This is a genomic window from Ruegeria sp. CDSC051, assembly GCF_059610665.1.
Map to the genome: position 1 here is coordinate 43,432 of NZ_JBXWOC010000001.1, position 25,462 is coordinate 68,893.

The following is a 25,462-nucleotide window of genomic DNA, read 5'->3' on the forward strand; positions in this document are numbered from 1 at the left end:
GGATGGTACAGGTAAAGCGGCGATGACACGAACTTGAACAGGCAGGTTAATTTCGACACGGAACTGGATAAGCTGCTGTGATACATAGGACCGCATCGGATCAGGAGGGATTACAGTGGCTGCTGGGGCAAACCGGACACGGCGAAAGGTTCTGCTGTTTGGTGCGGCTGCTGTTCTGGGCGGTTTTGCAATCCGCGAATACCGCCTGATCCCACAGAGCTATGCGGGCGGTCGGATCAGTGTCAGGGATGCGCATCAGCAAGCTAGGCTTGGAGATATATTTTTGGTGGACATCCGTACCCCACGCGAATGGGATGCCTCAGGCGTGGGCGAAGGCGCGCATCCCCTAGACATGCGTCGCGATGATTTTGATGAGGCGCTGCTGCAGATTGTCGGCGGAGACCACGATGCCCCGATCGCCCTGATCTGCGCGCGCGGTGTGCGCTCGGCCCGGCTGAGCAACCGGCTGTCCGAGGCGGGGTTCGCAAATATCATCGACGTGCCCGAGGGTATGTTAGGCTCAGCAGCAGGGCCGGGCTGGGTTCGCGCAGGCCTGCCGGTTCAACACTATGATGGGAAAGCAGAATGATCCGAAGCTTGTTTCTGTCGGTCGGGATGGGCGTGATCGCGAATGCAGGAATGGCCGCCTGTGTCGATCAGGAAGACATGTGCGAAACGCCGTCGGGTGGGTACCATATCGAACTTCCCGAAACCGAAAACCCACCGCTGGTGGTGTTTCTGCACGGTTATGGCGGGACTGCGACCGGAACGCTGAAGAACCGCAGCTTGGTTGATCCTCTGCTTGCGCGCGGATATGCGGTTATGGCACCGGAGGGGTCCGAGCGTAACGGCCGCCAAAGCTGGAATTTCTTCCCGGGTTGGGAAGGGCGTGACGAAACGGCTTTTCTGCGCGAGGTGGTTCAGGATGCGTCGGACCGGTTCGGGGTCGATGATGACCACGTCGTGTTGGGCGGGTTTTCTGCGGGGGCCTTCATGGTCTACTACCTCGCCTGCGCGGCGCCGGATACGTTTTCGGCCTATGCTCCGGTTTCAGGTGGGTTTTGGCGACCGCATCCCGAGGCCTGCGATGGCCCGGTGCGCATGTTTCACACCCATGGCTGGATCGACAATGTAGTCCCGCTGGAAGGGCGTCTTTTGGGCGGTGGTCGATTCCATCAGGGCGATATCTTTGCCGGTCTGGAAATTTGGCGGGTCGCAAACGAATGCGCCGATACCAAACCCAGCGGATTTTCCACGACCGGGCAATTCATGCGTCGCAGATGGACCGGATGCGCCGATGGCGCGATGTTGGAATTCGCACTTTTCCCAGGTGGTCACAACGTGCCGCAGGGATGGTCGGATATGATGGTAGAGTGGTACGAGGGCCTGCCGGGTGGTTGATCACTCGGCAGGAGTCATGACGGTTTTGCCTTCGACCAGGCGCTTCAATTCATCCCTGTGGAGACGGGCGGACCGGGTGATTGCCGGTTCCTGAACATCTTCTTTCATTCCGACCATGCGCCGCGCCGGTGAGGTTGAAACGCCGCTGAGTGCGGAAAGCGGGATGGCAAAGGCCAGGCTTATGGCAATCGGAGCCAGCCAGATTGACACCAGACCCGATAGGATGCCGGCGCCCAAGGCTATACCGCTGATAGTTTCCAGCGTGTGACATAAGATCAGCGTCCGTAGGCCATAGCTGCCACCATCCCGTGCCTGAGGAGACCAGCCTTTTTGAATACCAAGAATTGTCCGGAAGACGGCGATCATCTGTTGCACCATAAGGATCGGCGCATAGAGGATCGACAGGATGACTTCCGAGATGAATGAGGTCATGAATTTACCTGCGCCACCGAAATCCGCATAGCGCACACCGCTAAGTGGCAGGGCAAGCACGCCAAGTACCTTGGGGGCCAGCAACATAGCATACATGACCAGAATGATCAGCACGTGGCGGGTTTCCGACATCTCGGGCCATTGCGGGAACAGCGGATTGTCGGGGCTGAAATAATGCAAGACCGAGGCATCCTCGCCCTGACCGATCAGCGCCCACATCACCAGCAAGGCAAACCACAGCGGCGACATCAGATATCCGACTGCTCCATGGAACATGTGGAACCGCGACACAGCGCGGAATCCGGTTGAGCCCAACAACTTCAGGTGTTGCAAATTGCCCTGACACCAGCGCCGGTCACGCAACGCGTGGTCGATCAGCGTTGGTGGGGTTTCTTCATAGGATCCTCGGATGCGCGGTAGGAACCGCACGCCCCATCCGGCGCGACGCATGAGGCCGGCCTCGACGAAATCGTGGCTCATGATCAGTTTTTCCTGACCATTCATTGCGCGCAGTCTTGGCAGCCCCGCGCAGTTGGCAAAAGCCTTGGTGCGGATGATCGCGTTATGGCCCCAATAGTTACCTTCCTGACCACACCAGCGGGCTAGACCTTCGGCGAAGGCGATACCATAAACACCATTGGCAAATTGCTGCATCCGAGCAAAAACCGACTGAGCGCCAATTAACTGAGGGTAACTCTGGATCAGGCCCGCACCGGGGTCTCGCGCCAGAGAATCTGTCAGGCGCAGGATGGCGCGGCCGGTCATCAGGCTGTCGGCATCCAGCACGAGCATCGCATCCCAATCCGCACCCCAACGGCTGACCCAATCTGCGATATTTCCGACCTTGCGGTCTGTGTTCTGTTCTCGGCGACGGTAATACAGTTCCAGTCCCGGCGCGAGGGTGGTGCGCAACGCTTCGACGCTGGCTTGTTCCTGTGCCGCGATCTCGGGGTCGCGGGTGTCAGAGAGGATGAACATCGCATAGTGGTGCTGACCATCCCGCGCGCGCAGGTCTTCCAGCATGGTTCGGGCGTTGCCCAGCACGTTCCAGGGTACTTCATTATAGACCGGCATAAGAAGCGCGACGCGCAGCGCCTGTGGGCGGCCCTGACGTTTGGGCTGTTCCTGCCGCGACAGGGAAATCATACCCAACAACACGGTGCAGACCGTGAAAGAGATCCAGAAAAAGTTGAATGAGATCAGAGCCAACAGAATCGCTTCGATCAGATTGATCCCTTCGGCTCCGAACCAGTCTGTCATGACCCAAAGCAAGCCCAGCGTAGCCGCCATCGCAGGCGAGAACGCCAGCGCACGCCAGAATCCCGCAGATGCCTGCCTGCTGCGGGGCGCCTGAGCGTCACGGAACCCAGCGCTGAAATTCTGCTCCGGCATCGCCAGGGGTGCCTCAGGCGGCATGATATGCAGATCGTTGCTCATGATGTCCAACGATACAGCCAGACTTCGGAGGCAGGCTGCTTGTCTTTCAGCAACTGTGCGCGCAGTTCCACATGGTTCCGGTCTCCCGGCTCGAAGGAAAAGGCCAACCGCAGGCCGCCAGTATCGGGGTTGCGCTGCAGGACGCCTTCCGAGGTCTCTGCATGGGGCGAGTCCACAAAGATCGTCATCGCCTCAGGTTCGTCGAATAGCTCGCTGGCCTCAAAGTCAATCACTGCAAGACGGCCGTGACCAAATGTGTTGTCACCCATCGCGGTGTTGATCACGCGTGGCATCGGGGTGCGCTCTGGTTCCTCACCCCAGATCAGGCGGTAGGACAGGTCCACCTGGCTTCCGGCCGCATAGGGCTCCATCGGACGCCAATAGGCGACGATATTGTCGTAGATTTCCTGATCAGCCGGGATTTCGACCAGAGTGACCGCGCCTTTGCCCCAATCGCCAGTTGGCTCGACCCAGAGGCCGGGGCGTTTGTGGTAACTCGCTTCAAGATCGGCATAATCCGAGAACGCGCGTTTCCGCTGCATCAGGCCAAACCCGCGCGGGTTCATGTCAACAAAGGACGAGAACTGCAGGCGGGTCGGGTTTGCCAAAGGCCGCCACAGGACCTCGCCAGCGCCGTTGCGGATCAACAACCCGTCGCTGTCATGCACCGCAGGGCGGAAATCGTCGAAACGGCTGTGATTGGTCTGATCGAACAGGAACATCGACGTGCCGGGTGCAATGCCGACATGGGTCAACTCGGTGCGTGGGAACAGCGTCGCCTCGACCTCCATCACGCAATCCGCGCCGGCCGTGACGTTGAACCGATAGGCACCGGTCACGCTGGGGCTGTCCATCAGGGCATGAACCACCATGTTGCGCTGACCGGGCTTGGGACGTTCCAGCCAGAAACGGATGAATTCAGGGAATTCCTCACCGTCCGGGTCGCCGGTTTTCAGGGCCAAACCGCGGGCCGACAGGCCATAGACCTCGTGCAGGCCGATGGCGCGGAAATAGCTGGCGCCTTGAAACACACAGAACTCATCGGTTTTTCCGGGGCGGTGCATTTCAGTCCGCAGGCGCAGGCCCGAAAAACCCAGCGTGTCGTCGACGGGCAACTGAGGGACCTCGGTCGACTTGTCAAACATCGACAGATCGAAGGCTACGGGTTTTGCCATGCCGTTTTCGACGGTCGAGACCTGAACCGTACGCGGAAAATAAAGCCCGGGCGTAAAGAAATCTACGTTGAAAGGCGTCTCAGATTCGAACCAAAGCGCACGATCCAGGCGGAACCGGATCGAGCGGTATTGCTCATAGGTCAGGTCCTGCCATTCCTGCGGGACCATCTTGCGCTCGGCAAAGGGCTTTGCGGCCAACTCGCGCGCCAGCGAGATCACGTCACTGCGGTCAAACGGGACCTCTCCGCCCACGGCAAAGGTGGCCGGGGCGAAGGCAAGCGCCGAAGTCGTGGCCAGAAATGCGCGACGTGTGAATTTCATTTCTTTGATTTCCAGGGTTGTGACTTAAACCACGCAGCCAAATAGGCGACGCTGATGATCATGGCAAAGCCAATCATATTAGCGACAAAGACAGTGGCAAAATCCCGCCCAAACAAATCGAGCCCAACGCCGATAAGTCGTGCTGCTGCCATGGAAAATACGAATACGGCAAGTGATTGCTGACCCACTTTGGTGACCAGGGTCAGCACGATTTGCCAAGCTTTGGCGCCAGCGCTCTGACCGGTTGCGATCAGGCGGTGTCCATGCTCGCCAGCAGCGACCCAGCCCAGATAGGCCAGCGACAGGAAATGCATGTAGCGAAACAGACCGAAATCGGTCTTGTCGCGGAATTCCTTCGTGATGGGCCAGACTTTGCGGATTTCATCGGCCAAGTCCGGGGCTGCGGCATTCACCCATGTGAACACTTTCCACGACCCGAAGGGCATTGAAAAGATCAGGAACAGCGCCGCTGCCCAGATCAGCGTTTTTGACACCGGAGGGGCTGGGATCCAGCCGCGCATGAATGCAAAGCCAGTAAAGAACAGCAACTGCCAGCCAAAAGGGTTAAAGAACCACTGACGATCGGACCAGGGCTCGGCAGGCAGGTCCAGAACGTCGGTCTGCGCCACGAGCCAGATAGCAACGGATGTGGCTGCAACCGCCCAGAATCCGATGCGGGACAGGCCCATGAACAGCGGCATCATTGCGAGTACCACCAGATACATGGGTAGAATGTCGAAATAATTCGGCACGTAGGTCAGGGTGAACAGGCCGACGATCTGCGGCGCAGGATCATTGAAGAAATGCTGCAGGTTCAGGGACGAGATGTAGTTCTTCTCAAACAGGCCTGTTTGATTCAGCGCAGCCATCGTCATCGCGACAAAGAAGAACAGGCCGATATGCGCCCAGTAAACCTGCCAGATCCGGTATGATACCCGCGCAGTGCCCATCCACCAGCCCTTGCGCAGGAACGCGCCGCCAAAGGCGATGGCCGAGGCCATGCCCGAACAAAAAACAAAAATCTCGGTTGCATCCGAAAAACCAAACCGGGCAGGGATCCACTTGGCCCAGGGGTCGTTGGGAATATGCGCAATCAGGATGATGAACATCGCAATTCCGCGATAGAAATCCAGACGCGGGTCGCGCGTACTAACAGGGGCGGCCGAGGTGGCTGCCACAGGTGCAAAATCAGAAGCGGGCGATAGAGTCGCCATACGAGTTCTGTCCTTCTTCAGTCTTTTTGTTTTGTTATTCTGCCGGAACGCTTTGTGCGTCTTGGTTATCGCGGGCCGCATCGATCAATGCGCGGCGCGCCATAGCATAATTGTCCTCACCCCCGGCCCGCTTGGCACGGCGGTCGTCTAGAATGCGCTCGACAGCATCCAAACGGCCGGCACGCAGGCCGGAATCAATAGTGATGCGCTCGAATACATCACGTTGGGCGTGGCTACCACCGGCCAGTTGCATTCCGTCCCGTGCATTCGACAGGAAATCAAATGCTTCGCCGTAAAGGCCGTCGCCAAAAGCTTCAAGCCCTTTGGCTGCGGCAATACCGGGATCCGACATCCGGATCGGAGTGTCGCCCTGATTGCGCTGGGCATCTTTCTGGATGCGCTGCAGCATTTTGCCGGTCGCTTCGGTCCGGTTGTCGCCGGTCAGGGCCAGCAGATAGTGAAGATCGGCGAAGATCAGGCAGCCATCTTCGGTCCGGGCGGCGCTGAGGTCGGCCAGTTCCTCCCAGCGGTTTCCAACTTTGACGCCCTCAAGCTCGAGCCGGGACAAAAGCGACGTGGCATTCGATATGTCACGGTAATCGTCGGTTTTGTCCTGCCGGACATACTGGTCATACAGTTCCATAACCTGATCGACCTGGCCCAGGTCCAGATGCATCAGCGCCTTGTGCCACCAGACATGATAGCGGAAGTTGTTGCAATGCGCCCAGGCATCCTCGCGTCCGGCCAGCCAATCAAGACCTTGCTGCGCATTGCCGGTCATCTCGTGCACATGGGCCACTGCGTGCAGGCCCCAGGCATCATCCGACACCATCCACAGGGCCTGACGTCCGGCGATTTCGGCTTTTTCATAGGCCCCGGTTTCCTCAAGCGCGAAGGAATGGCACCCCAGAAGATATCCGCGACCGGCGTGGTCGGGTTCATAAGCGGGCAGGACACGTTCGATCGACCGTCGCATACCAGCGGCATCTCCCAAGACAAACCGTGTTGCGTGGCTGAGTTTCATCGCCAGCGAGTCCTGTGGGTGGAGGCGCAGAATTTCTTCAAACTTCTGGATTGCATGTGAGGGCAGGTCGGACAGGTAAAGGGCCAACGCGTCGACATAAAGCCGCTCGCGCTCAGTTACCGGTTGGCGATCCATAGCGGTGTTGGCAGCATTCAACGCTTCCGCTGCAACTGGCATCATCTCGCGCCGACCCAGCAAGACCAGGAACAGGCCTTTGATGGCGTGACCAAGCGCGAAATCGGGCTCAAGCTCTAGCACTTTGCCCAGATGCTGGGGTGTGACAGCTGAATGCGCCATGAAACCAAGCAGAACACCATTCCACGCCTCGACACTGGCCGAATGGCAAAGAGTGTTCATCTGTCCGAAAACATCTTGTTTCATGCGCGGGATCCAATCCATTTGCGATTTATTACTTTATTCGATTTAGCAGAGAGTCAGGCGGGGTCGTATCAGTATCGGCCCTGCTCTCGAATTGGTGAAAAGCTGTGTGTGGAAAACGTGAAAAAATCCGCCGATTCAACGGCATGTTTCAGCAATATGCCGCCTAGTAAGGCATTGTGTTTCAATCTTCAAATGGGTTCTTAGCGTTCAAGACTGCTGCAGTGTCCGCTCCGAACTGTGGCGGAGCCGTCCGGTAGGTAACCGGTGTCCGCGACAATTTCAGCGGGTTTCCGATCAGTTTTACCTCGGCCGGGGCAGCCTGCATCGCGATCTGCATTTGCCGCGCCGCGACCTGCTCGGTGTCAAAAACCTGATCCAGGGTCTGGACCGGCCCAACTGGTACTTTGCGTGCCTCAAGTTCTGCGATGACGGTTGTTGTGTCATATGACTGAACCGCAGGGCGCAATAGGGCGTTCAACGCATCCCGGTTTTCCAGCCGCGCCGGGTTCGTCGCAAAGCGGACGTCATCCGCCAGATCAGGTTGGTCGATGAATTCGCAGAACCGGCGGAACTGACTGTCATTACCTACAGCAAGGATCACATGGCCATCAGCGGTTTCATAAACGTCATATGGAACAATATTTGGATGACCATTCCCACGGCGTTGTGGCACATTGCCGGATGTCAGATAATTCACGCCTTCATTGATCAGCCACGCAATCTGGGAATCGACCAGAGCCAGATCAATTTGCTGTCCCTCTCCGGTCTGGTCCCGATGGCGCAATGCTGCCAAAATGCCAACGCAGGCATACATACCGCACATGACATCAGCGATACCAACGCCAACTTTCATCGGCGCCCCTTGGGGATCGCCGGTCAGAGACATGACACCGCCATAGCCCTGCGCCATCAGATCATATCCGGGCTTTGATGCGTTAGGCCCATCCTGCCCATAGCCTGAGATCGAACAATAGACGAGGCTAGGGAATTCCTGCGAGAGCGATTTGTAATCCAGCCCGTATTTCGCAAGCCCGCCGGGTTTGAAATTCTCGATCAGGATGTCCGCAAACGAGGCCAGCCGCCGAATTTCCGCCTGACCTTCGGGTGTGGTGATGTCGATGGCGACCGATTTCTTGTTGCGGTTGGCTGACATGAAATAGGCACTAAGATCCGATGGAACCCCGTCGGCATCAGCGACATAGGGTGGGCCCCACTGGCGCGTGTCGTCCCCTTTAGTGGCTGGGTTTTCGATCTTGATAACGCTGGCACCCAAATCGCCCAGCAACTGTGTGCAGGTCGGTCCGGCCAGAATGCGGGACAGGTCCAGAACCTTGACGCCCTTCAGCGGTCCTTCAGATCCGGCCATCATATCCTCCGCGGTCAATCTCAGCAGCGATTACGGTGAACCTATCAGACTTGGTTGCCGCTTCCAGAGCATCCCTCAGTTCGGCGCGGGTGCGCACCGTGTGACCATTCCCACCGAAGGCCCGGCCAATAGCTGCAAAGTCGTGGCGGTCGAAATCGACGCCTACGTTCCCCATTTGCCGCTGACGCTGTTTCACTTCGATCAGGGCAAGGCTGGCGTCGACGAACACCAGGAAAATCGGGTTACCACCCATCTCGGCAACGGTCGACAGTTCTCCGGCGACCATCAGGAACCCGGCATCACCGGAAAAGCTGATGACCGGGCGCGTGGGTTCGGCCAGCTTCAGCCCGATGGCCATTGGCAGAGCGCAGCCCATGGTGCAGAGCGCCGAAGACTGGATCAGCCCGCGTTCTTCGGAACATCCCCACATCTGGCTGAGAAGGATGCGATGTGCGCCGCTGTCAGCGGTGGCCAATGTCTCGGCAGGAAGAGCCGCGCGGGTTTCCGCAATTACCGCGGCGGGACCCCATACGTCATCAGTAGGGAAGGCTCGCGCCAGGGCGGCCCGAACCTGTTCGGGCTCACCGCCGGGCCAGGTGGCGCGGGCAGGGTTGCCCTTTGCAACGGCCTCGAGGGTCGCGCCGGTATCAGCCACCAGGTTCAACCCGGCCTGATGCATGTAGTGATCGTTCGGAACCGCCGAAATGTCGATGACGCGCTTTTCTTCGGGGTCCCATATCTCGCGCCAGCCAGGGCGCATTTCGATCGGGTCATAGCCCAGACACAACACTAGATCGGCCTGTTCAACCAGCGGCACTAGATGGGTGTCGGCCAGCGGCGACAGGCCCGCGCCGCCAAGGCACAGTGGATGATCCTCGGGAATCACGCCCTTGGCCTTGTAGGTTGTCACAAAAGGAATGCCAAAATGTTCAAGGAACGCCTGCACCACATTGCGCGAGTCGTCATATAGAACATCCAGGCCGATAATCGCGATGGGCCGTTCGGCCTGTGCCACCCAGCGGCGGGCTTTTTCAACGCAATCCCCCTCGGGCGCGACGGCGGCAGGTTTGACAAGACGGCGGCGTTTGACATCGGTCACAGGCGCATCCGCAACCGAAATCGGCACGTCGATATGCACCGGTCCTGTGCGCGGCTGATTGGCCAGCGATACCGCTTTGTCTGCGATAATATCCGCGCCTTTGGCGGTCAGCATGAACGTCCCTTTGGTGATCGAGCGATAGACCCGTGCGTGATCCATGACCTGATGGGTGTATGTCAGCGCCTCATCTGCGTCGACACAGCCGGTCAGCACGATCATTGGCACCCGGTCCTGCAACGCATTGGCGACCACATTGATCCCGTTCATCGCGCCTGGACCGAGTGTGGCCACCAGAATGGCCGGGGCACCGTCGCGGTGATGCACCGCCTCGGCCATAAAGCCGGCCGCGTTCTCGTGTTTGGTCAGGTGAAAGGTTATTCCCGCCTTTTCCAACGCATCCACTAGGGTCAGCACCTCGCCACCTGGCATGCCAAAAGCGTGGCGGCAGCCAGCCTCATAAAGCCGTTGGGCCAGAATGTCCGCAGCGCGGGGCGACGAGTCCTGCATCAGTAAAGCTCCGAAAACTGTTTCAACGCAGATTGCGGAGGACAGACCCGGACGCAAGGCGCATCACGCCAGTGTGACTATTTGACAGCGGCTTCGGCCACGATCTGAAAGGTGTCATCCAATTCCTGGGCAATGTCCCTCAGGGGGTCTCCGCCCTCATAGATATAGGGCGCGAATACAAAGCTGGGCGTTTTATAGGATAGGGTGGCGGTGCCGTCCTCGTTTTCGGTCACGTAAAACCGGATCGGTGCTTCGATCATTGCGCGCACCGAGGTTTCCAGCACGCGCACCGCATAGTCATTGTTGAAGGCGCCGATCACCAGATTGCCTGGGATTGTAATTCCCCGCGCGGCGGCGGCTTTGGTGGGGCCGGCCTGCGTGACCACGATCAGACCGTTTGCCTTAACCGCCGATTTGGTGTCCGAGACTAATTCATCATAGCTTTTGCCCGTTGGATACACGGCCCATCCCGAGAGCGGTTCGTCGGCCCAGGCGGGCAGGGCCAGCAGGGCGAAGACGGTCCAAAGCAGTTTCATCCAGAGGCCTCCTTTTAAGGTGTCTGCAGGAATCCTGCCAGAAATGTGAGAACGTCGCACTCACAATCTTGTGCGCATTCGGGATTGCGCCGCGCCGCTTAAAGCCGCAGAAACGGGCGCAGGACGAAGGGAAAGGTCTGGATCGGATGCGCCTGATGATCTGCAAAACCTGTGGCACCGCACGCGATCGGGCGGCCGAGGTGCAGGCTGTGCAGGACGCACTGAAAAGGGCTGGATTGACGGATCAGGTCGAAGTGAGCGAACACGCCTGTTTCAGCGGCTGCGCGGAACCCACGGCGCTGGCTATACAGGCGCAGGGGCGCGCATCTTATGTGTTTTCGGGTGTCGATGTGGTGGCGGATGCCGCGGATATCGCTGAAACTTGCCGTACTTACCTGAACAGCCCACAGGGCTGGATCGAAGACGCCCGACCCTGCGGGCGGCTTCGGATGTGTTTGCGTGCGCGTATTCCGGCGCTTTAGTCGACCTGAACCGTAACCGCAGCACGAACCGGCACGTTATCGACCGAAAGCGGGCTATGGCTGTTGGAATTCAGCGAAACCGAAACCTCGACCTCGCCTTTGGGCAACTGATCAATATGCATCCAACTGCCGTAAAGCCGGGCGAGCTTTTCTCCGTTGATGTAAACATGCGCGTGCCCTTCGCCTGCCATGTCAGCGGTAGATGCGTTCTGCGGTGCGAAGGTAAAGTTTTTTGGCATGACATGCAGGTTCCAGCCAGACATAGGATCCTGTGTCAGAGCGATGTCCAGTGTAGGTGCATCTGCGCCTGCCGGTAGGTTCAGGGCCGTGGAATGATCGTGGGCCATGGTCTCAGTGTGTGAGGCTCCGTGAAGAGACGGATCAGAATGGTCGTGGCCATCAAATGTGACGCCATTTGCAGCAGCGATTACAAATCCTGCACCGCCACCAAAGACCAGACCGATCACGAATAGAGCAAGTGAACGGGTCATTGTATTTCCTTGAAAACATAGGGAAACGCGCCAAGTTTACCCCCAGCGCGTTCAATCGAAGTGCGATCAGGCCGTTGCTTCGGAAGGTTGCGCTTCTTTCTGCCAGAAATAGCCAGCGAACGCGCCAACCAGAACCCATGCAACCAGACCGATTCCAAAAGCTCGTGCCGCGAACAACGCGCCAATTTCAGTCGGCACAGGGCCGGTGAAAACATCGGGCTCGGGTGCACCGATAAGATGTGGCACCAACAGAAGTACCGCGGCGATCACATAGCTGATCAGGTTACCTCCAAAGGCGATCAACCACATGGCGACAAGGGCTGCTGCAACTGTTGCGAACCACCAGACCTGACGTGCATAGACATCGGCTGCCGCGACACCCGGCACTTCGGGCGCCAGGGTGAAACCTGGTGCAAGGTGGAAGGCGATAAATCCGGCCAACCCCCAAAGGACGCCGGTCCGGCCATCAATCTGATGTCCTTGACCTTCGGCTACCGACATCAGCGCAACCATCACCAACGCATAGCCGGTATAGGTCAGCATGGTAAAGATGACACTCAGCGCATCACGCGTCAGTTCAGAGAACATGCGCGGCAGTTCGGGATGAGCCGATACGGTCTCGGCCCCGAAATGCACCAGCTCTCCGGATTCATAAAGCTCGGCATGCAACAATACTGGTTGCACAAATACCAACTGCAGCAAGGCGGCAATCAGCCCCGCTGCAGCACCAGCGAACAACGCGCTGGTCAATATACGACTGAACACGGTCTTAGTGGCAGGGGAAGCCGGTCGCGTGACGCACGTCATGCGCTGCATCATGCAGGGCCGCTGCCTGAACGTGACCGGTCAGCGTGATGAGACCCAGACCCAGAACCACTGCAAACATGACCGGAACAAAGCCTGTACGCGCGGCGGATGCTGTTTTCGTTTGTGTTGCCATTTTGTATTCTCCTCTGCCGCCGCACCCGACGGCCGGTGTTTCGTTTTTGCGCCTGGCAGGTCTCCTGGCTTGCGGGTCGATGCCTCTGTTCGCCTTCCCCCCGGAGAACCGGGAGTGGCTGGTTGAACAGGGGCTCTCCGCTTACAGTCGCGGGGGCGGCTTTGGAGTTGACCACCGAGGCAGTCGCACCAAATTCCCTCTTAGCATCCGGATTTCTCCGGCAGGACCAGACACCCCCATTTAGCCGCTATAGCTGTGGCGGTGCAATCATCATTTGCGACGTATTGTGTCAGATTATGCGCTTTTTCAGCAAATAAATATCCATGATCCAACCATGGTCGGCACGGGCAAGGGCGCGGCGGTCCAGAATCTGCTGCGCAACCTCGGCCAAAGGGCCTTTGATCAGGATTTCCTCTTTCATGCCGACATATGCGCCCCACCAAATGTCCAAGTCTTCCATGTTCAGGTTTTGGAAGGAACATTCGCCATCCAGCATCACCGCCACGTTTTCTGCGGTTTCCGGCCATCCTTCGTCCCGGATGCGACGACCAGTTGTTACGATATAGGGCGCGCCCAGTTCGTTGATCGGAATCGCATGGGCCGCCGTCAGCGCTTGCAGCGCGGTTATGCCGGGAATCACCCGTGTTTCTGGCTGAGGGGTCAAACGTGCCGCGATTCGCAGCGAACTGTCATACAGCGACGGATCCCCCCAGATCAGCAGCGCCACATGGCGGGCCTTCGGGTGGGCTGCGATGGCCTCCTGCCAGCGCAATGCAATCGCGTCGTGCCATTCGTCCACTCCGCGTAAATAGCCATCATCGGCACGGCGTTTGGGAATGTCGAAATACGCGATTTGCGGAGGGGTATCCGCGACCTGAGCGATGATCTGCTCGCGCAGCCCTGCCAGATCGGCCTTGTTTTCGCCCTTGCGGGGGATCAGGATCAGGTCCGCCGAGCGGATCGCCTGCGCCCCTTGAAATGTCACATGATCCGGGTTGCCGGTGCCAATACCGATCAGCGTCAAGTCAATCATTTTCGAACTCTGCCAGAGGTCCATACAGGATCAGGGCCGGGGCGGTGCCGATCTCGGTTTCCAACTGCTGCGACAAAGCACCGATGGTCGAGCGTTGCAGTTTTTGTTCGGGGGTCGAGACGGATTCGGCCATCAATGCAGGCGTGTCCAGCGGCAGGCCGCGCGAATGCAGGGCGCCAACCAAAAGGGGAAAGGTGCGCTTGCCCATAAACACGACGGTCGTAGCCTGTGGATCAGCCAGTGCTGCCAGGTTCAGATCTTCGGGCAGTTTGCCACTGACATCGTGGCCGGTGACGAATTGCACGCGCCGCGCGGTCAGTCGCCGGGTCAGCGGAATGCCCGCCGCTGCCGCCGCCGCTACCGCCGAGGGGATGCCGGGGATGATTTCATAGTCGATCCCGGCCTCTTGCAGGGCCACCAGTTCTTCTTCAAGCCGGCCGAACATGCCGCCATCACCGGATTTCAACCGCACAACATGCTGACCGGTTTGTGCATATTCGACCAACAAGCGGCTGACGTGATCCTGCTTGGGCGAGGGGCGCCCGGCGCGTTTGCCGACACCAACCAGGTCAGCATCCTCGCGCGCGTGGCTTAGGATCGGGCCGCTGCTGAGGTCGTCAAACAGCACCGCATCAGCTTTCTGCATCCTGTCTACCGCCTTCAGCGTCAGCAATTCCGGGTCGCCGGGGCCTGAACCGATGAAGGACACAAAACCACTCATGCCGAGGCCTCGGCGATCAGATGAAAGAATGTCCCGGTGACATTGTCTCGCACCGATCCGGTTTGCGGGCCTTCCGCGCCTTCGGCGTCGAACACGCGCGCCAGCGGGGCGTCAGGCTGTTCGATGATCGAGGAATAGTGGAACTCATGCCCGCGTAGCGCTGTGCCTTCGGTAAATCCGGCCATCGAGGCCAGTAATTCCGCCTTGCGATAACCCAGGTTGAACTTGCGCTTTTCATAGGAGGTCACAAGGCCCAGAAGGCCCGCCATTTCGTGCCGGACTCCGTCTTTGTCGATCAACGCCTGACCCAGCGCCATGTAGCCCCCGCATTCGCCATGCACAGGTCTTGTCTCGGCATGTTTGCACAGCCCAGTCTGGAAGGTGTTGGCGGCGGCCAATGTGCCTGCGTGCAACTCGGGATACCCACCCGGCAGCCAGACCAGATCGGCATCCGGGGCAGGGGCTTCATTCGCCAGTGGTGAAAACGGTAGGATTTCTGCACCCGCCGTGCGCCAGCCTTCCAGCAAATGCGGATAGGTGAACGAAAACGCAGCATCCCGGGCCAGTGCGATCCGCTGCGCCGGAGGGCGGGGCAGCACGGCTGACGATGGCCTATTTGGGCTTGAGGAAGCCGCCCGCTTGATCGCCTCCAGATCGACATGTTCACGCAGGAACGCAGCATAGCCGACAATGGCGCTTTCCAGATCGGGATGTTCCACTGCCTGGATCAAACCTAAGTGCCGCTCGGGAAGTGTCAGGTCTCCGCGTCGTGGCAGAACGCCCAGAACCGGCAGGCCTGCACGTTCCATACCCAACCGGGTCAGACGCTCGTGGCGCGGGCTGGCGCAGCGGTTCAAAATTACCCCGGCAAAGGGCAGGTCGGGGTTGTACATCCGAAACCCCAGCGCCGTGGCTGCAGCTGATTGCGCCTGACCGCCGACATCCAGAACCAACACCACAGGCCAGCCCATACGCTGCGCGGTTTCCGCGCTAGATCCATGGCCAATCTCACCGGGTTTGGCGACACCGTCGAACAGACCCATCGATCCTTCGGCTACGACGATATCCGCGCCGTCAGCCTGTGCCGATATTGCGTTCAGCAGAGGATCGCCCATCGCCCAGCTGTCCAGATTGAACGAGGCGCGCCCAGCCGCCGCCCGGTGAAAGGCCGGGTCGATATAGTCAGGGCCGCTTTTGAATGGTTGGACGGTCAGGCCATCCTCGGCCAGCGCACGCAGCAGGCCCAGCATCACGGTGGTCTTGCCAGTCCCCGAAGACGGCGCCGAAATCAGAATACCCGGAGGGTTAGTCATCACCATGGCTCCAGCTTGACCAAGGGCTGTCCGCGCTTTGCGGGCGATAACGGCGGTCGTAATCCTTTGAATACAGGCAGCTTTCGTCGAATCCTTCACCAGCCAGTGCCCGGCCAACCATGATCAGCGCAGTGCGCGAGATGCTCTCGTCCAACGCGTCTTTTAGGGTTGCCAGCGTCGCACGGATGATCCGCTCATCGGGCCAGCTGGCACGATAGACAACGGCCACCGGGCAGTCGGACCCATAGGCAGGTGTCAGATCGGCGATCACCGTATCCAGATTGCCGATCGACAGGTGGATGGCCAGTGTCGCCCCGGTGCGGGCAAAGTTTTTCAGCGTCTCGCCCTCGGGCATCGACGATGCGCGTCCCGGTGTCCGGGTCAGGACCACTGATTGCGCAAGTCCGGGCAGGGTCAGTTCCGTGCCAAGTGATGCGGCCGCAGCGGCAAAAGACGGCACGCCGGGGGTCACGCTGACCGGGATGCCCAGCTCTTTCAGGCGGCGGATCTGCTCGCCCATCGCGGACCAGACCGACAGGTCGCCGGAATGCAGTCGCGCAACATCCAGACCGGCCTGATGTGCGGTCTCGATCTCGGCCATGATTTGATCCAGATCCATCGCCGCCGTGTTCACGATCTTGGCGTCGTCGGGGCAATGGCCCAGAATTTCCTCTGGCACCAGCGAACCCGCATACAGGCAGACCGGGCAAGCGGCGATGATATCGCGCCCCCGCAGGGTCAGCAGGTCGGCGGCGCCCGGTCCGGCGCCAATGAAATGAACGGTCATGTCTGTCCTCCGATGGCGATGGCGCAGGTGGCCAGCCGGTCGTCTGAAATCTGTCGGGGTGAGATCAGCCGCGCACCAGTTCCGGCGGCGGCAAGGGCGGATGCTTCGGCGACGCTGCCGGTGCCATAGGTGGCGCGGCTGCGGGTCGAGCAGGTGAGGGTGCGCTGCCCGGCCAGATCGGCGGGGGGAATGAAATGCAAGGGCAGGGCAATGGCCGAGGCAAAATCTGTTAGTGCGGCGTGGCCTTCCTTGTCGGCTACCGTGGCAAGCGCGTCCACAGCGTGACCGGCACTCGCCTGATCATAGGCGGCGCGCAGGCTGTTCAGCGTAGCGGCCGAGGAAAAACCGATGCCTGCGACGATCATAGCGTGACGCTCCATTGCACCACCGGATAGGCCGATTTCCAACCGCGCCGCGGCCCCAGGGCTGAAGCCTGTGCCAGTTCGACCCGTAGCAGCTCACCGCCCAGCCTATCCTGCCACTGCGCTAGTAGAGCTTCGCTTTCCAAAGTCACCGCGTTGGCCACCAGCCGCGTGCCGGAGGGCAGGGTTGTATGCAGCCATTGCAGCAGCTCACTGCTCAGCCCGCCGCCAATGAAAACCACATCGGGCAGGGGCAGGCCGTCCAGCGCATCCGGGGCGGTGCCATGCACCACCTGCAGCCGGTCCTGACCCAAAGCGTCGGCATTGCGGCGAATACGCTCGGCGCGGTCTTCGCGGGGTTCGACCGTCGTGGCGCTGAGCGTTGGGTCACACATCAGCCATTCGATGCTGATTGACCCGGTGCCGCCGCCAATGTCCCACAGATGCTCGTCCCGCTGCGGGGCCAGCGCCGATAGGGTCAGCGCACGGATAGGGCGTTTGGTGATCTGGCCGTCGGTCTCAAAAATCTCATCCGGTTTGCCAGAGGCGCGCGGAAAGGCTTGTCCACCGCCAGCAACCTCGAGCCCGACGCAGACCGGGTGATCGAACCCACCCAACAGCGCCTCGGTCAGCGAGACACTGCGCGCCCGTTCGCGCGGGCCGCCCAGGGCCTCCATCACATGCAGGTGTGTGTCGGCAAAGCCGGTGTCAGTCAGATAGGTGGCAAGTTCCGTCACGGCCTTACCATCGCGCAACAGCAGAATCGCGCGCAGGCCGGGGGCCAGATGCGGGCGCAGCCGGGTCAGCGGGGCCGCGTGCAGACCAAATGTCTGCGTGCTTTCCAGCGGCCAGCCCAACCGCGCAGCGGCCAGCGAAAACGTCGATTGGCCGGGCAGGGCGGTCCATTCCCCGGCCTCGAAATTCCGTGCGATCACGGATCCGGCACCGAACCAGAACGGATCGCCCGAGGCCAGAACCACTGTTGATCGCCCGCGAAAACCGGTCAGGATCGGCAGACCATCGGCAAAGGGCATGGGCCATTCCACCTGCTGGGCCCCGAAATCGGGAACCAAGAACAGGTGTCGCGGTGGCCCCATGATGATTTCGGCGCGTTCCAGCACTTGACGGCTTGCGGGGGGCAAGCCATCCAGTCCATCTTCGCCCAAACCCAAAACGGTCAGCCATGGAGCTTCAGACATGTCCAACCTCCTGATATTGGGCGGCACGACCGAGGCCAACGCGCTGGCAAAAGCCATAGCTGAGCGGGGTATTCCCGCGACCTATTCCTATGCAGGACGTGTGGACAACCCGCGCCCGCAACCTCTGCCGGTACGTGTTGGCGGGTTCGGTGGGGACGAAGGGCTGGTGAAATATATCCATGACCACAGCATAAGCCACGTGATCGACGCGACCCACCCTTTTGCCGCCGGGATGAGCCGTAACGCGATTGAGGCCTGCCATGAGGCACAGATTCCGCTGGCGGCGCTGACACGGCCCGAATGGACCACGCAACACGGCGACAACTGGCAGCGTGTCCCGGATATCGCTGCAGCCGTGGCCGCCTTGTCCGGTGATCGGCAGCGCGTGTTTCTTGCGGTCGGGCGCATGCATCTCGAAGATTTCGTCAGCCAGCCCCAGCACCATTACCTGTTGCGGCTGGTGGATGAACCCGATGTCCTGCCCTTGCCGAATTGCGAGGTTGTCGTGGCGCGCGGACCCTTTGCCGAGGCTGATGACCGGGCGTTGATGCAGCGCCACGGCACGCAGCTGGTGGTATCCAAGAACGCGGGCGGCGCCGGCGCGCGCGCCAAACTGGACGCCGCGCGGGCGCTGGGCGTACCGGTGCTGATGATCGACCGTCCAGCCCTGCCGCAGCGGCTGGAACTGTCGAGCGTTCCGCAGGTTCTGGACTGGCTGGCTCATTCCGGGGTGAACCTCGGCGTATAGACGATCGGGTCACTGTCGCGTTCGATCACGCGCGTCAGGGATGAGCCGACGATCACGACGGTTTGCATATCGGCCATATCGGGCGTGGCCTCGGCCAAAGTCGAAATCCGGATCGCCTCATCCGCACGCGAAACAGCGCGGGCGAACAGGATCAGCCGTTCGGGTTCGCATTCCTCACGCAGAATTTCCAGTGTTTTGACAAAGCCTTCGGGGCGGGATTTCGAGCGGGGGTTGTAAAACGCCATCGCGAAATCCGCTTGTGCCGCCAGTCGCAGGCGCTTCTCAATCAGAGGCCAAGGTTTGAGGTTGTCACTCAGGTTGATGGTGCAGAAATCATGCCCCAGCGGGGCACCTGCACGTGCTGAGGCCGCAAGCATCGCGGTGATCCCGGGCAGCACCTCAACCGGTAGGTCACGCCATTCACGGGGGCCGTTTTCCAGCGCTTCGAACACCGCTGCTGCCATGGCAAATACACCCGGATCGCCCGAGGATACGACCACTACGCGCTTCCCTTCGGCCGCCATTTGCAACGCATGCTGCGAACGGTCGATCTCAACCCGGTTGTCGCTGGCATGCAGCGTCAGGCCGGGGCGTTCGGCGATGCGCGCGACGTAAGGAATGTAGCCGACGACATCCGTCGCCTCAGCCAGCGCAGCGGTCACTTCGGGCGTCACCAAAGCCTCGTTTCCTGGCCCGAGTCCTGCGATCTTGACCCAACCGCTCATGGCCGCCGCCCTTGTCCGTGAACGATGATGATCGAGAAATACGGAGTGATCCCCTCGCAATTTTCCGACAATTTGCACACGCGTTGATTGGGCATCTGAGCGTATTCCACGATCCAAGCACGGTCATACAAACCGGCCGTCTTCAAGGCCCGCTTCACTTTGTCGATATTGCGCCCGATCTTCATCACTACCAGCGCGTCGGTTTGCGCCATCCGATGTGCAAGATCATCCTCGGGCAATGTGCCTACCAGCACGGTCAGAACATCATCGCCCCATGTGATCGGATCGCCAGTTGCGGTCCATGCGCCGGACATTCCGGTGATCGCAGGCACGACTTCTACTTCAGCTCCGCTGCGTAGGCGATTGTAAAGATGCATGAATGATCCATAGAAAAACGGATCTCCCTCACACAGGACCACCACGTCTTCGCCCTGATCCGACAGTGTCTTCAGATGCGCGGCACAATCTTCATAAAACGCCGAGAGCAGCTCATTGTACCGCGGATCACTCAATGGAATTTCTGTGGTCACGGGGTATTCCATCGGGAATTCCACCGCGCCTTCTGGGATCATGCCATTGACGATCTTGCGGGCCTGACCACTGCGACCCGGTTTGCGGAAAAAGGCCACGTGACGTGCTGTGCGCAGTAGGCGGTCGGCCCGGACGCTCATAAGGTCCGGATCGCCGGGGCCGAGGCCCACGCCGTATATCTTGCCCGCGTTCATTCGGCGCGGCTCGCGATGGCGTTGATGGCTGCGACTGTGATGGCACTGCCGCCGAGGCGGCCCTTGACGATGCAGGACGGCACTGGCTGCGCCTCCCACAGAGCGTCTTTAGATTCGACCGCACCGACAAAGCCCACCGGGCAGCCGATGATGGCCGCAGGGCGCGGGCAGTCGGGGTCTTCCAGCATGTTCAGCAGGTGGAACAGGGCGGTGGGCGCATTACCGATGGCCACCACGGCGCCTTGCAGATGCGGGCGCCACAACTCCAGCGCAGCGGCGGACCGGGTGTTGCTCATCTCGGCAGCCAGCGGACGCACACGTTCGTCGTGCAGGGTGCAGATCACTTCGTTATCGGCGGGCAGGCGGAACCGGGTCACACCCTCGCTGACCATGCGGGCGTCGCACAGGATCGGTGCGCCGTCTTCCAACGCGGCACGGGCCGAGGTCACAAAACCGGTTGAGAAATGCACGAACTCTTCCAACCCCACCATACCTGCCGCGTGGATCATCCGAACGGCGACCTGTTCCTCATCGGCGTCGAACCGTGCCAGATCGGCCTCGGAACGGATGGTGGCAAAGCTTTGTTTGTAGATCGCCGCGCCGTCGGTTTCGTATTCATAGGGCATCAGGAGAAGTCCATGGTCATAAGTGTTTCGGGGCTTAACCCGCGCAGGTTTGGCTCATCTCCCGCGCGGCCTTGTTTGACAAGATCAAATCGACCATCGTGGCCGACCAGGGTGACATCAGCTGGTCCCATGCGCGCGCATCCTTTAGCACAGCCCGAGACATGCAAGTGGCCGGGAATACGCGAGGCCAGCGCGCGGGCGATATCGCGGGTCTCCACCTGCGCCTGCGGGCAGAGCGGGGCGCCGGGGCAGGCGTCAGTGGTCATCAGCGGGTCGGTGCCATCGGTGACGAACGCTGGGGCGGGTATCGCCGCCCCGCCTTCCATCAGGAACAGCCGCCAAGGGGTGACCCGCAGCGCAGAGGCACCGCAGGTCTCAATCAGCCCCGCAAGCCCGCGCGCTGGCAACTGACCGAACGCGGCTCCGTAAAACGCACCCAGCTCCACGATGCCCGGTTCAGGCAGAGCGCCAACATCACCCGGTGCGCTGCCTTGGCATTCTGACGGCAAATCCTGTGACGCAACCAAGCGGGCCATGCGCCGGGCCTCGGGAGTTTGGTGATCCGCGAACCATTCGGCCAGCGCGATCAGGTGGTCGATGGCGATTTTTTCGGTCACGCGACGCCCTGTTTCGGCGCCATCAGCGCGTAGGATCAGCCCGTCGGGGCCTGTCTCCAGCCGGATATCCGCCGAATCCCCGACCAACAGGCGATTTGGTCCGGTGTCGATGGCAAACCCAAACTTGGCTGGTAGCGACGGCAATTCACCCAACCGGTCGATCAGTTCCTGCGTCAGTCGTGCGGTAAGATCGCCGGATTGGTAGAGCGGCGTCACCAGAATATTGCGCCGCACCTCGATACCCGGTTCCGCATCCAAAAGGTTCAGCGCAGCGAGTTCTTCTAGCAAAGGTTGGTGATCGGCCTCGGCCACACCGCGCAGTTGCAGATTGGCGCGGTTGGTCAGGTCAATTGTGCCATTGCCAAACCGGTCGGCAAGTTCGCACAGGCCTAACATCTGCGCAGCCTCAAGGCGAGCCAGCCGCGGCCGAACCCGCACGACCAACCCGTCCCCCGACATCATCGGGCGATGGGCGCCGGGGCACCAGCCCTGAACGATCGGTGCACTCATCCCAACCCCTCCAGATCGGCTCGGATCGAGTTTCGGCGCGTGTTCCACAGGCCAGCCTCGAGCAGCGCACGGAACCGATCCTGCATGGCCTGATGCGCCTGTGGGTTCTTCTCTTGCAGAAAGGCATCAACCTCGGCGTTACCCAGTGTGGCATCGTGGTAGATGTCAAACAGATGCGGTGCAACGGTTCCCGACAGATGGGCAAAGCTTGCCATATGATCCAGCGTTGCCGCGATCTCGGCGGCGCCGCGGAATCCGTGCCGTTGCATTCCTGCGATCCAGTCAGGATTAGCCGCGCGCGCGTGGACAACGCGGCTGATTTCCTCAGAGAGGGTTCGGGCGCGGGGGGTGTCTGGGTTGGTATTGTCCAGATGGTACAGCTGCGCAGTACCGCCAGTGACTTTCTTGGCGGCGGCAAAACCGGCCTCATGCGTGGCATAGTCATTGGCCAACAGCAGATCGGTTTCGGTCAGGTCCTGAAGGTGAACAAAGCTATCGGCGTGGGCAACGCGTTGGGTTATACCATCGACATCCCGTGCAATTTGCTCGCCCTCAAGCGCAAAGGAACTGGCGTCCAGCCAAGCCTGACCGGCCTGTGTGCGCGCTTCGTCCGTATAGATTTCGGATAGCTGCGTCATGTTCAGGCCATAGCTGCCGGGGGCGGGGCCATAGACACGGGCGGCCGGTGCCTGCCCGGCATATGGGTTCCAGTCTCCTGCCTCGTCCCGTTCACACAATGCTCGCACTGCCTGGCCATACAGCGCAGAAAGCGTCGGGAATACATCGCGGAACAGGCCCGAGACACGCAAGGTCACGTCTAGCCGTGGACGGCTGAGATCAGTGATTGGCAGCACCTCGATACCGGAAACCCGCTCCGACCCCTTGTCCCAAACCGGTTTCACACCCAGTAGGTGAAGCGCCATGGCGAATTCTTCACCCGCAGTGCGCATCGTGGCCGAGCCCCAGAGGTCGACAATCAGCCCCTTGGGGTAATCGCCTTCTTCCTGCAGATGCCGTCGCACTAGTTCCTCGGCCAGTTTGACACCTTGGGTATAGGCCGCGCGTGTTGGAACCGAACGCGGATCGGTGGTGTAAAGATTTCGCCCTGTCGGCAGCACGTCCGAGCGCCCGCGATAGGGTGAGCCAGACGGGCCAGCCTCGATCCGTTTCCCGGCCAGTGAGTCCAAAAGTGATTGACGTTCCGCATGCGCCGAAGGCGTGGCATCAAAATTGCCGGTCACTTCGGGGACGCGGCCAAAGACGTGCAAGCCGTCGCCGAACTGGCTTTCTTTGATGTCGCAGACAAATCGGTCGATACGGGTGATCGCTTCGGCGGTACAGGTTGCCTGATCCAGACCCAGATCGCTTTCCAGACCAATGGCCTGCGCCTCATCCCGTATGTCTTCTTGTAGTCGGTCGCGGCGTTTGGGGTCCAGCCCGTCGGCGTTCGAGAATTCGTCCAGCAGGGATTCCAGCCGCACCATACGGTCCGGCGTGTCACTTGTTCGCATCGGGGGCGGGATATGGCCCAGTGTAACCGCCCCGATCCGGCGCTTGGCCTGTGCGGCCTCGCCGGGGTCATTGACGATAAAGGGGTAGATCACCGGCAGATCGCGGACCAACGCCTCGGGCCAGCAATTTGCCGACAGAGCAACGGATTTACCAGGCAACCACTCCAGCGTGCCATGCGCGCCGATATGGATCAGCGCATCCGCGCCAAGGCCCTTACGCAGCCAGAGATAGAAGGCAACATAGCTGTGGCGCGGGGTGCGCGAAAGATCGTGATAGTCGTCTTCGCGCAGCTCGGGCGTGCCGCGTTCCGGTTGCAGCGCGATCAGTGTCTTGCCCCGGTTCAAGGCAGTAAAGTGGAACGCACCATCGGCAAAAACCGGGTCGTCCTCAGGCTTGCCCCAAACGGATTGCAAATCCGTTTGCAACTGTTCCGGCAAGTCTGCCAGCGCGGTCTGATAGGCCGCAAGCGGCCAAGACAGTCGCGCATCCAGAAGCGTCTCGGCAATCGGCGCGCCAGGTGCGGTGTCATAGCCTTCAGCCTGCAGATCGGACAGCATCGCCTCGGCCGAGGCCAATGCATCCAGGCCAACCGCATGGGCCATCTGCCAGTCCTTGCCGGGATAAGTCGACAGCACCAACGCTGGGACCTGATCGGCTTTGGGTTTATCGGTCAGGCCCAGCCAGCCGTCGACCCGGTCAATGATCGCCTCAATCCGTTCCGGCTCGGGGCAGTGAGCAAAACGGGAATATTCCAGATACGGGTCGCGCTTGCCCGGTTCCTTGAACGAAGCGATGCCCGCCGAAATGCGGCCATCCACCTCGGGCAGGACCACATGCATTGCGAGGTCGGCGGGGGACAGTCCGCGTTCGGCATCGGCCCAGGCCTTGCGGCGTGCGGTGGACAGGGCGACCTGAAATACCGGCACATTGGCGGCGTCCAGCGGGGACGTTCCCGAGGCGCCTTTGCCCGAAAAGGACGTGGCGTTGATGATTGCCGAGGGGGCCAGCGCTACGACCTGTTCGCGCAGCCAGTCAGCGGCGGTAGGGGCTTTGAGCGACGGCGCAAATAGGCCAACAGCCTGAAACCCACGCGCACGCAGACGGTGGATCAGGGCCGCGACCGGGGCAGTGTCTGCCGAGGTCAGATAGGCGCGATAGAAGGTCACGAGGATGCGCTTGGCATCACCGGCGAATGCGGTATCCGCCGGGATCACACCGCGATCCGGGCACCATACGCCACATTCCGGGATCGTCTTGGCCCCCACCACCGGGCCAGAATAAAGCCCCGCGGCCAGTGCCATTTGCGCCAGCGCAGCCTGCGCTGCGACCTCACCGCCTGTGTCGCAAAGATGCGCCAGCCGCCGCAGGGTTGAAACGGGCAGGGTAGAATAGTCATCCAGCCGCGTATCTTCACGTCCATCCGCAGGCAGCACAGCAACGGCCATGCCCTTGGCGTGGGCCAGTGCCAGAACCTGCTGCAACCCGTAGGACCAGTAGGGCACGCCACCGATCAGGCGGATCAGAATGCCTTTGGCGCCCTCCAGCGTCTGCTCGACATAGGTGTCGACAGAAAGCGGGTGCTTCAGCGCCGTCAGATTGGCCAGCCGCATGGTCGGCATCCGACCTTCGGGTCCACCACCACGATGCCAGCCTGCCGCGAAAGCGCCAAGGTCACTGTCGGAAAAGGACAGCACCACCAGATCCGCCGGGCTCTGGCCCAGATCGGTTGGGGTCTCCGTTTCCTCTAACCCGTGGCTTTCGCGGAAGACGACGTGCAT

Annotated in this window: 25 protein-coding genes and 1 riboswitch; of the genes, 4 read left to right on the plus strand and 21 right to left on the minus strand. The window is 60.5% G+C overall.

Translation table 11 applies throughout. The annotated features are described in order from the left end of the window. The first annotated feature begins 115 nt into the window (after positions 1 to 115). Positions 116 to 589, plus strand: coding sequence for a rhodanese-like domain-containing protein (locus AC2FH0_RS00215; protein ID WP_496788243.1), 474 nt, complete (start codon positions 116 to 118; stop codon positions 587 to 589). After that, positions 586 to 1,401 carry a CE1 family esterase gene (locus AC2FH0_RS00220; RefSeq protein ID WP_496788245.1) on the plus strand — a complete coding sequence of 272 codons (816 nt, stop codon included), beginning with the start codon at positions 586 to 588 and terminating at the stop codon, positions 1,399 to 1,401. The genes AC2FH0_RS00215 and AC2FH0_RS00220 overlap by 4 nt, the downstream gene beginning before the upstream one ends. Here AC2FH0_RS00220 and mdoH read toward each other — a convergent pair whose 3' ends face one another. The 7 genes from mdoH to AC2FH0_RS00255 form a co-directional block, all read right to left on the minus strand. Next, a complete protein-coding gene (mdoH, locus tag AC2FH0_RS00225; RefSeq protein ID WP_281971812.1) occupies positions 1,402 to 3,270 on the minus strand; it encodes a glucans biosynthesis glucosyltransferase MdoH in 1,869 nt (622 codons plus the stop codon). After that, a complete protein-coding gene (locus AC2FH0_RS00230) occupies positions 3,267 to 4,766 on the minus strand; it encodes an OpgD/OpgG family glucan biosynthesis protein (protein WP_281971813.1) in 1,500 nt (499 codons plus the stop codon). Before AC2FH0_RS00230 ends, mdoH begins: the two co-directional genes overlap by 4 nt. After that, the gene (locus tag AC2FH0_RS00235; RefSeq protein ID WP_281994375.1) at positions 4,763 to 5,980 is read right to left on the minus strand and encodes an OpgC family protein; all 1,218 of its coding nucleotides are present in this window, start codon (positions 5,978 to 5,980) and stop codon (positions 4,763 to 4,765) included. Before AC2FH0_RS00235 ends, AC2FH0_RS00230 begins: the two co-directional genes overlap by 4 nt. A gap of 34 nt (positions 5,981 to 6,014) precedes the next feature. Beyond that, complete coding sequence (locus AC2FH0_RS00240) at positions 6,015 to 7,385, minus strand: tetratricopeptide repeat protein (RefSeq protein WP_271947985.1); 1,371 nt, start codon at positions 7,383 to 7,385, stop codon at positions 6,015 to 6,017. Positions 7,386 to 7,566: 181 nt separating this feature from the next. Beyond that, a complete protein-coding gene (locus tag AC2FH0_RS00245) occupies positions 7,567 to 8,751 on the minus strand; it encodes a CaiB/BaiF CoA transferase family protein (protein ID WP_142632866.1) in 1,185 nt (394 codons plus the stop codon). Next, positions 8,738 to 10,357, minus strand: coding sequence for a thiamine pyrophosphate-binding protein (locus AC2FH0_RS00250; RefSeq protein WP_496788246.1), 1,620 nt, complete (start codon positions 10,355 to 10,357; stop codon positions 8,738 to 8,740). Before AC2FH0_RS00250 ends, AC2FH0_RS00245 begins: the two co-directional genes overlap by 14 nt. A gap of 77 nt (positions 10,358 to 10,434) precedes the next feature. Next, the gene (locus AC2FH0_RS00255; RefSeq protein WP_271947979.1) at positions 10,435 to 10,893 is read right to left on the minus strand and encodes a DUF302 domain-containing protein; all 459 of its coding nucleotides are present in this window, start codon (positions 10,891 to 10,893) and stop codon (positions 10,435 to 10,437) included. A 68-nt stretch (positions 10,894 to 10,961) separates the two neighbouring features. Between AC2FH0_RS00255 and AC2FH0_RS00260 the strand changes: the two genes are divergently transcribed. After that, the gene (locus AC2FH0_RS00260; protein WP_271947977.1) at positions 10,962 to 11,375 is read left to right on the plus strand and encodes a DUF1636 domain-containing protein; all 414 of its coding nucleotides are present in this window, start codon (positions 10,962 to 10,964) and stop codon (positions 11,373 to 11,375) included. Here AC2FH0_RS00260 and AC2FH0_RS00265 read toward each other — a convergent pair. The 9 genes from AC2FH0_RS00265 to cbiE form a co-directional block, all read right to left on the minus strand. Further along, entirely contained in the window at positions 11,372 to 11,866 is a 495-nt protein-coding gene (locus AC2FH0_RS00265) for a hypothetical protein (protein WP_496749456.1), read from the minus strand. The two genes, AC2FH0_RS00260 and AC2FH0_RS00265, sit on opposite strands and share 4 nt — an antisense overlap. A gap of 66 nt (positions 11,867 to 11,932) precedes the next feature. Next, positions 11,933 to 12,631 carry a CbtA family protein gene (locus AC2FH0_RS00270; RefSeq protein WP_496692423.1) on the minus strand — a complete coding sequence of 233 codons (699 nt, stop codon included), beginning with the start codon at positions 12,629 to 12,631 and terminating at the stop codon, positions 11,933 to 11,935. A gap of 4 nt (positions 12,632 to 12,635) precedes the next feature. After that, positions 12,636 to 12,806 (minus strand): CbtB domain-containing protein, encoded by a 171-nt coding sequence (locus AC2FH0_RS00275; protein ID WP_142632876.1) that lies wholly within the window; start codon positions 12,804 to 12,806, stop codon positions 12,636 to 12,638. Positions 12,807 to 12,843: 37 nt separating this feature from the next. Continuing rightward, a riboswitch (cobalamin riboswitch) is annotated at positions 12,844 to 13,052 on the minus strand. Positions 13,053 to 13,095: 43 nt separating this feature from the next. After that, positions 13,096 to 13,839, minus strand: coding sequence for a precorrin-6A synthase (deacetylating) (cobF, locus tag AC2FH0_RS00280; RefSeq protein ID WP_496788247.1), 744 nt, complete (start codon positions 13,837 to 13,839; stop codon positions 13,096 to 13,098). After that, positions 13,832 to 14,560, minus strand: a complete 729-nt coding sequence (gene cobA, locus AC2FH0_RS00285) for a uroporphyrinogen-III C-methyltransferase (protein WP_496788248.1) — start codon at positions 14,558 to 14,560, stop codon at positions 13,832 to 13,834. The genes cobF and cobA overlap by 8 nt, the downstream gene beginning before the upstream one ends. Further along, a complete protein-coding gene (locus tag AC2FH0_RS00290; RefSeq protein ID WP_496788249.1) occupies positions 14,557 to 15,879 on the minus strand; it encodes a cobyrinic acid a,c-diamide synthase CobB in 1,323 nt (440 codons plus the stop codon). Before AC2FH0_RS00290 ends, cobA begins: the two co-directional genes overlap by 4 nt. Next, positions 15,866 to 16,660 (minus strand): precorrin-4 C(11)-methyltransferase, encoded by a 795-nt coding sequence (gene cobM / locus AC2FH0_RS00295; protein WP_496788251.1) that lies wholly within the window; start codon positions 16,658 to 16,660, stop codon positions 15,866 to 15,868. The genes AC2FH0_RS00290 and cobM overlap by 14 nt, the downstream gene beginning before the upstream one ends. Beyond that, the gene (locus AC2FH0_RS00300) at positions 16,657 to 17,025 is read right to left on the minus strand and encodes a cobalamin biosynthesis protein (protein ID WP_496696105.1); all 369 of its coding nucleotides are present in this window, start codon (positions 17,023 to 17,025) and stop codon (positions 16,657 to 16,659) included. The genes cobM and AC2FH0_RS00300 overlap by 4 nt, the downstream gene beginning before the upstream one ends. After that, positions 17,022 to 18,221: a precorrin-6y C5,15-methyltransferase (decarboxylating) subunit CbiE gene (cbiE, locus tag AC2FH0_RS00305; RefSeq protein WP_496788252.1), complete on the minus strand. Its 1,200-nt coding sequence runs from the start codon at positions 18,219 to 18,221 to the stop codon at positions 17,022 to 17,024. Before cbiE ends, AC2FH0_RS00300 begins: the two co-directional genes overlap by 4 nt. Between cbiE and AC2FH0_RS00310 the strand changes: the two genes are divergently transcribed. Further along, positions 18,220 to 18,969 carry a cobalt-precorrin-6A reductase gene (locus AC2FH0_RS00310; RefSeq protein ID WP_496708649.1) on the plus strand — a complete coding sequence of 250 codons (750 nt, stop codon included), beginning with the start codon at positions 18,220 to 18,222 and terminating at the stop codon, positions 18,967 to 18,969. The genes cbiE and AC2FH0_RS00310 overlap by 2 nt on opposite strands. Here the strand turns inward: AC2FH0_RS00310 and cobJ are convergent. From cobJ to cobN, 5 genes are read right to left on the minus strand one after another with little or no spacing between them, the layout of a single operon-like run. After that, complete coding sequence (cobJ, locus tag AC2FH0_RS00315; protein ID WP_496708648.1) at positions 18,942 to 19,694, minus strand: precorrin-3B C(17)-methyltransferase; 753 nt, start codon at positions 19,692 to 19,694, stop codon at positions 18,942 to 18,944. The genes AC2FH0_RS00310 and cobJ overlap by 28 nt on opposite strands. Further along, a complete protein-coding gene (locus AC2FH0_RS00320; protein WP_496692416.1) occupies positions 19,691 to 20,419 on the minus strand; it encodes a precorrin-2 C(20)-methyltransferase in 729 nt (242 codons plus the stop codon). Before AC2FH0_RS00320 ends, cobJ begins: the two co-directional genes overlap by 4 nt. Beyond that, positions 20,416 to 21,045: a precorrin-8X methylmutase gene (locus AC2FH0_RS00325; protein WP_496788254.1), complete on the minus strand. Its 630-nt coding sequence runs from the start codon at positions 21,043 to 21,045 to the stop codon at positions 20,416 to 20,418. Before AC2FH0_RS00325 ends, AC2FH0_RS00320 begins: the two co-directional genes overlap by 4 nt. Further along, positions 21,045 to 22,172 (minus strand): precorrin-3B synthase, encoded by a 1,128-nt coding sequence (cobG, locus tag AC2FH0_RS00330; RefSeq protein WP_496708645.1) that lies wholly within the window; start codon positions 22,170 to 22,172, stop codon positions 21,045 to 21,047. Before cobG ends, AC2FH0_RS00325 begins: the two co-directional genes overlap by 1 nt. Then, positions 22,169 to 25,462 carry a cobaltochelatase subunit CobN gene (gene cobN / locus AC2FH0_RS00335; protein ID WP_496788255.1) on the minus strand — a complete coding sequence of 1,098 codons (3,294 nt, stop codon included), beginning with the start codon at positions 25,460 to 25,462 and terminating at the stop codon, positions 22,169 to 22,171. The genes cobG and cobN overlap by 4 nt, the downstream gene beginning before the upstream one ends.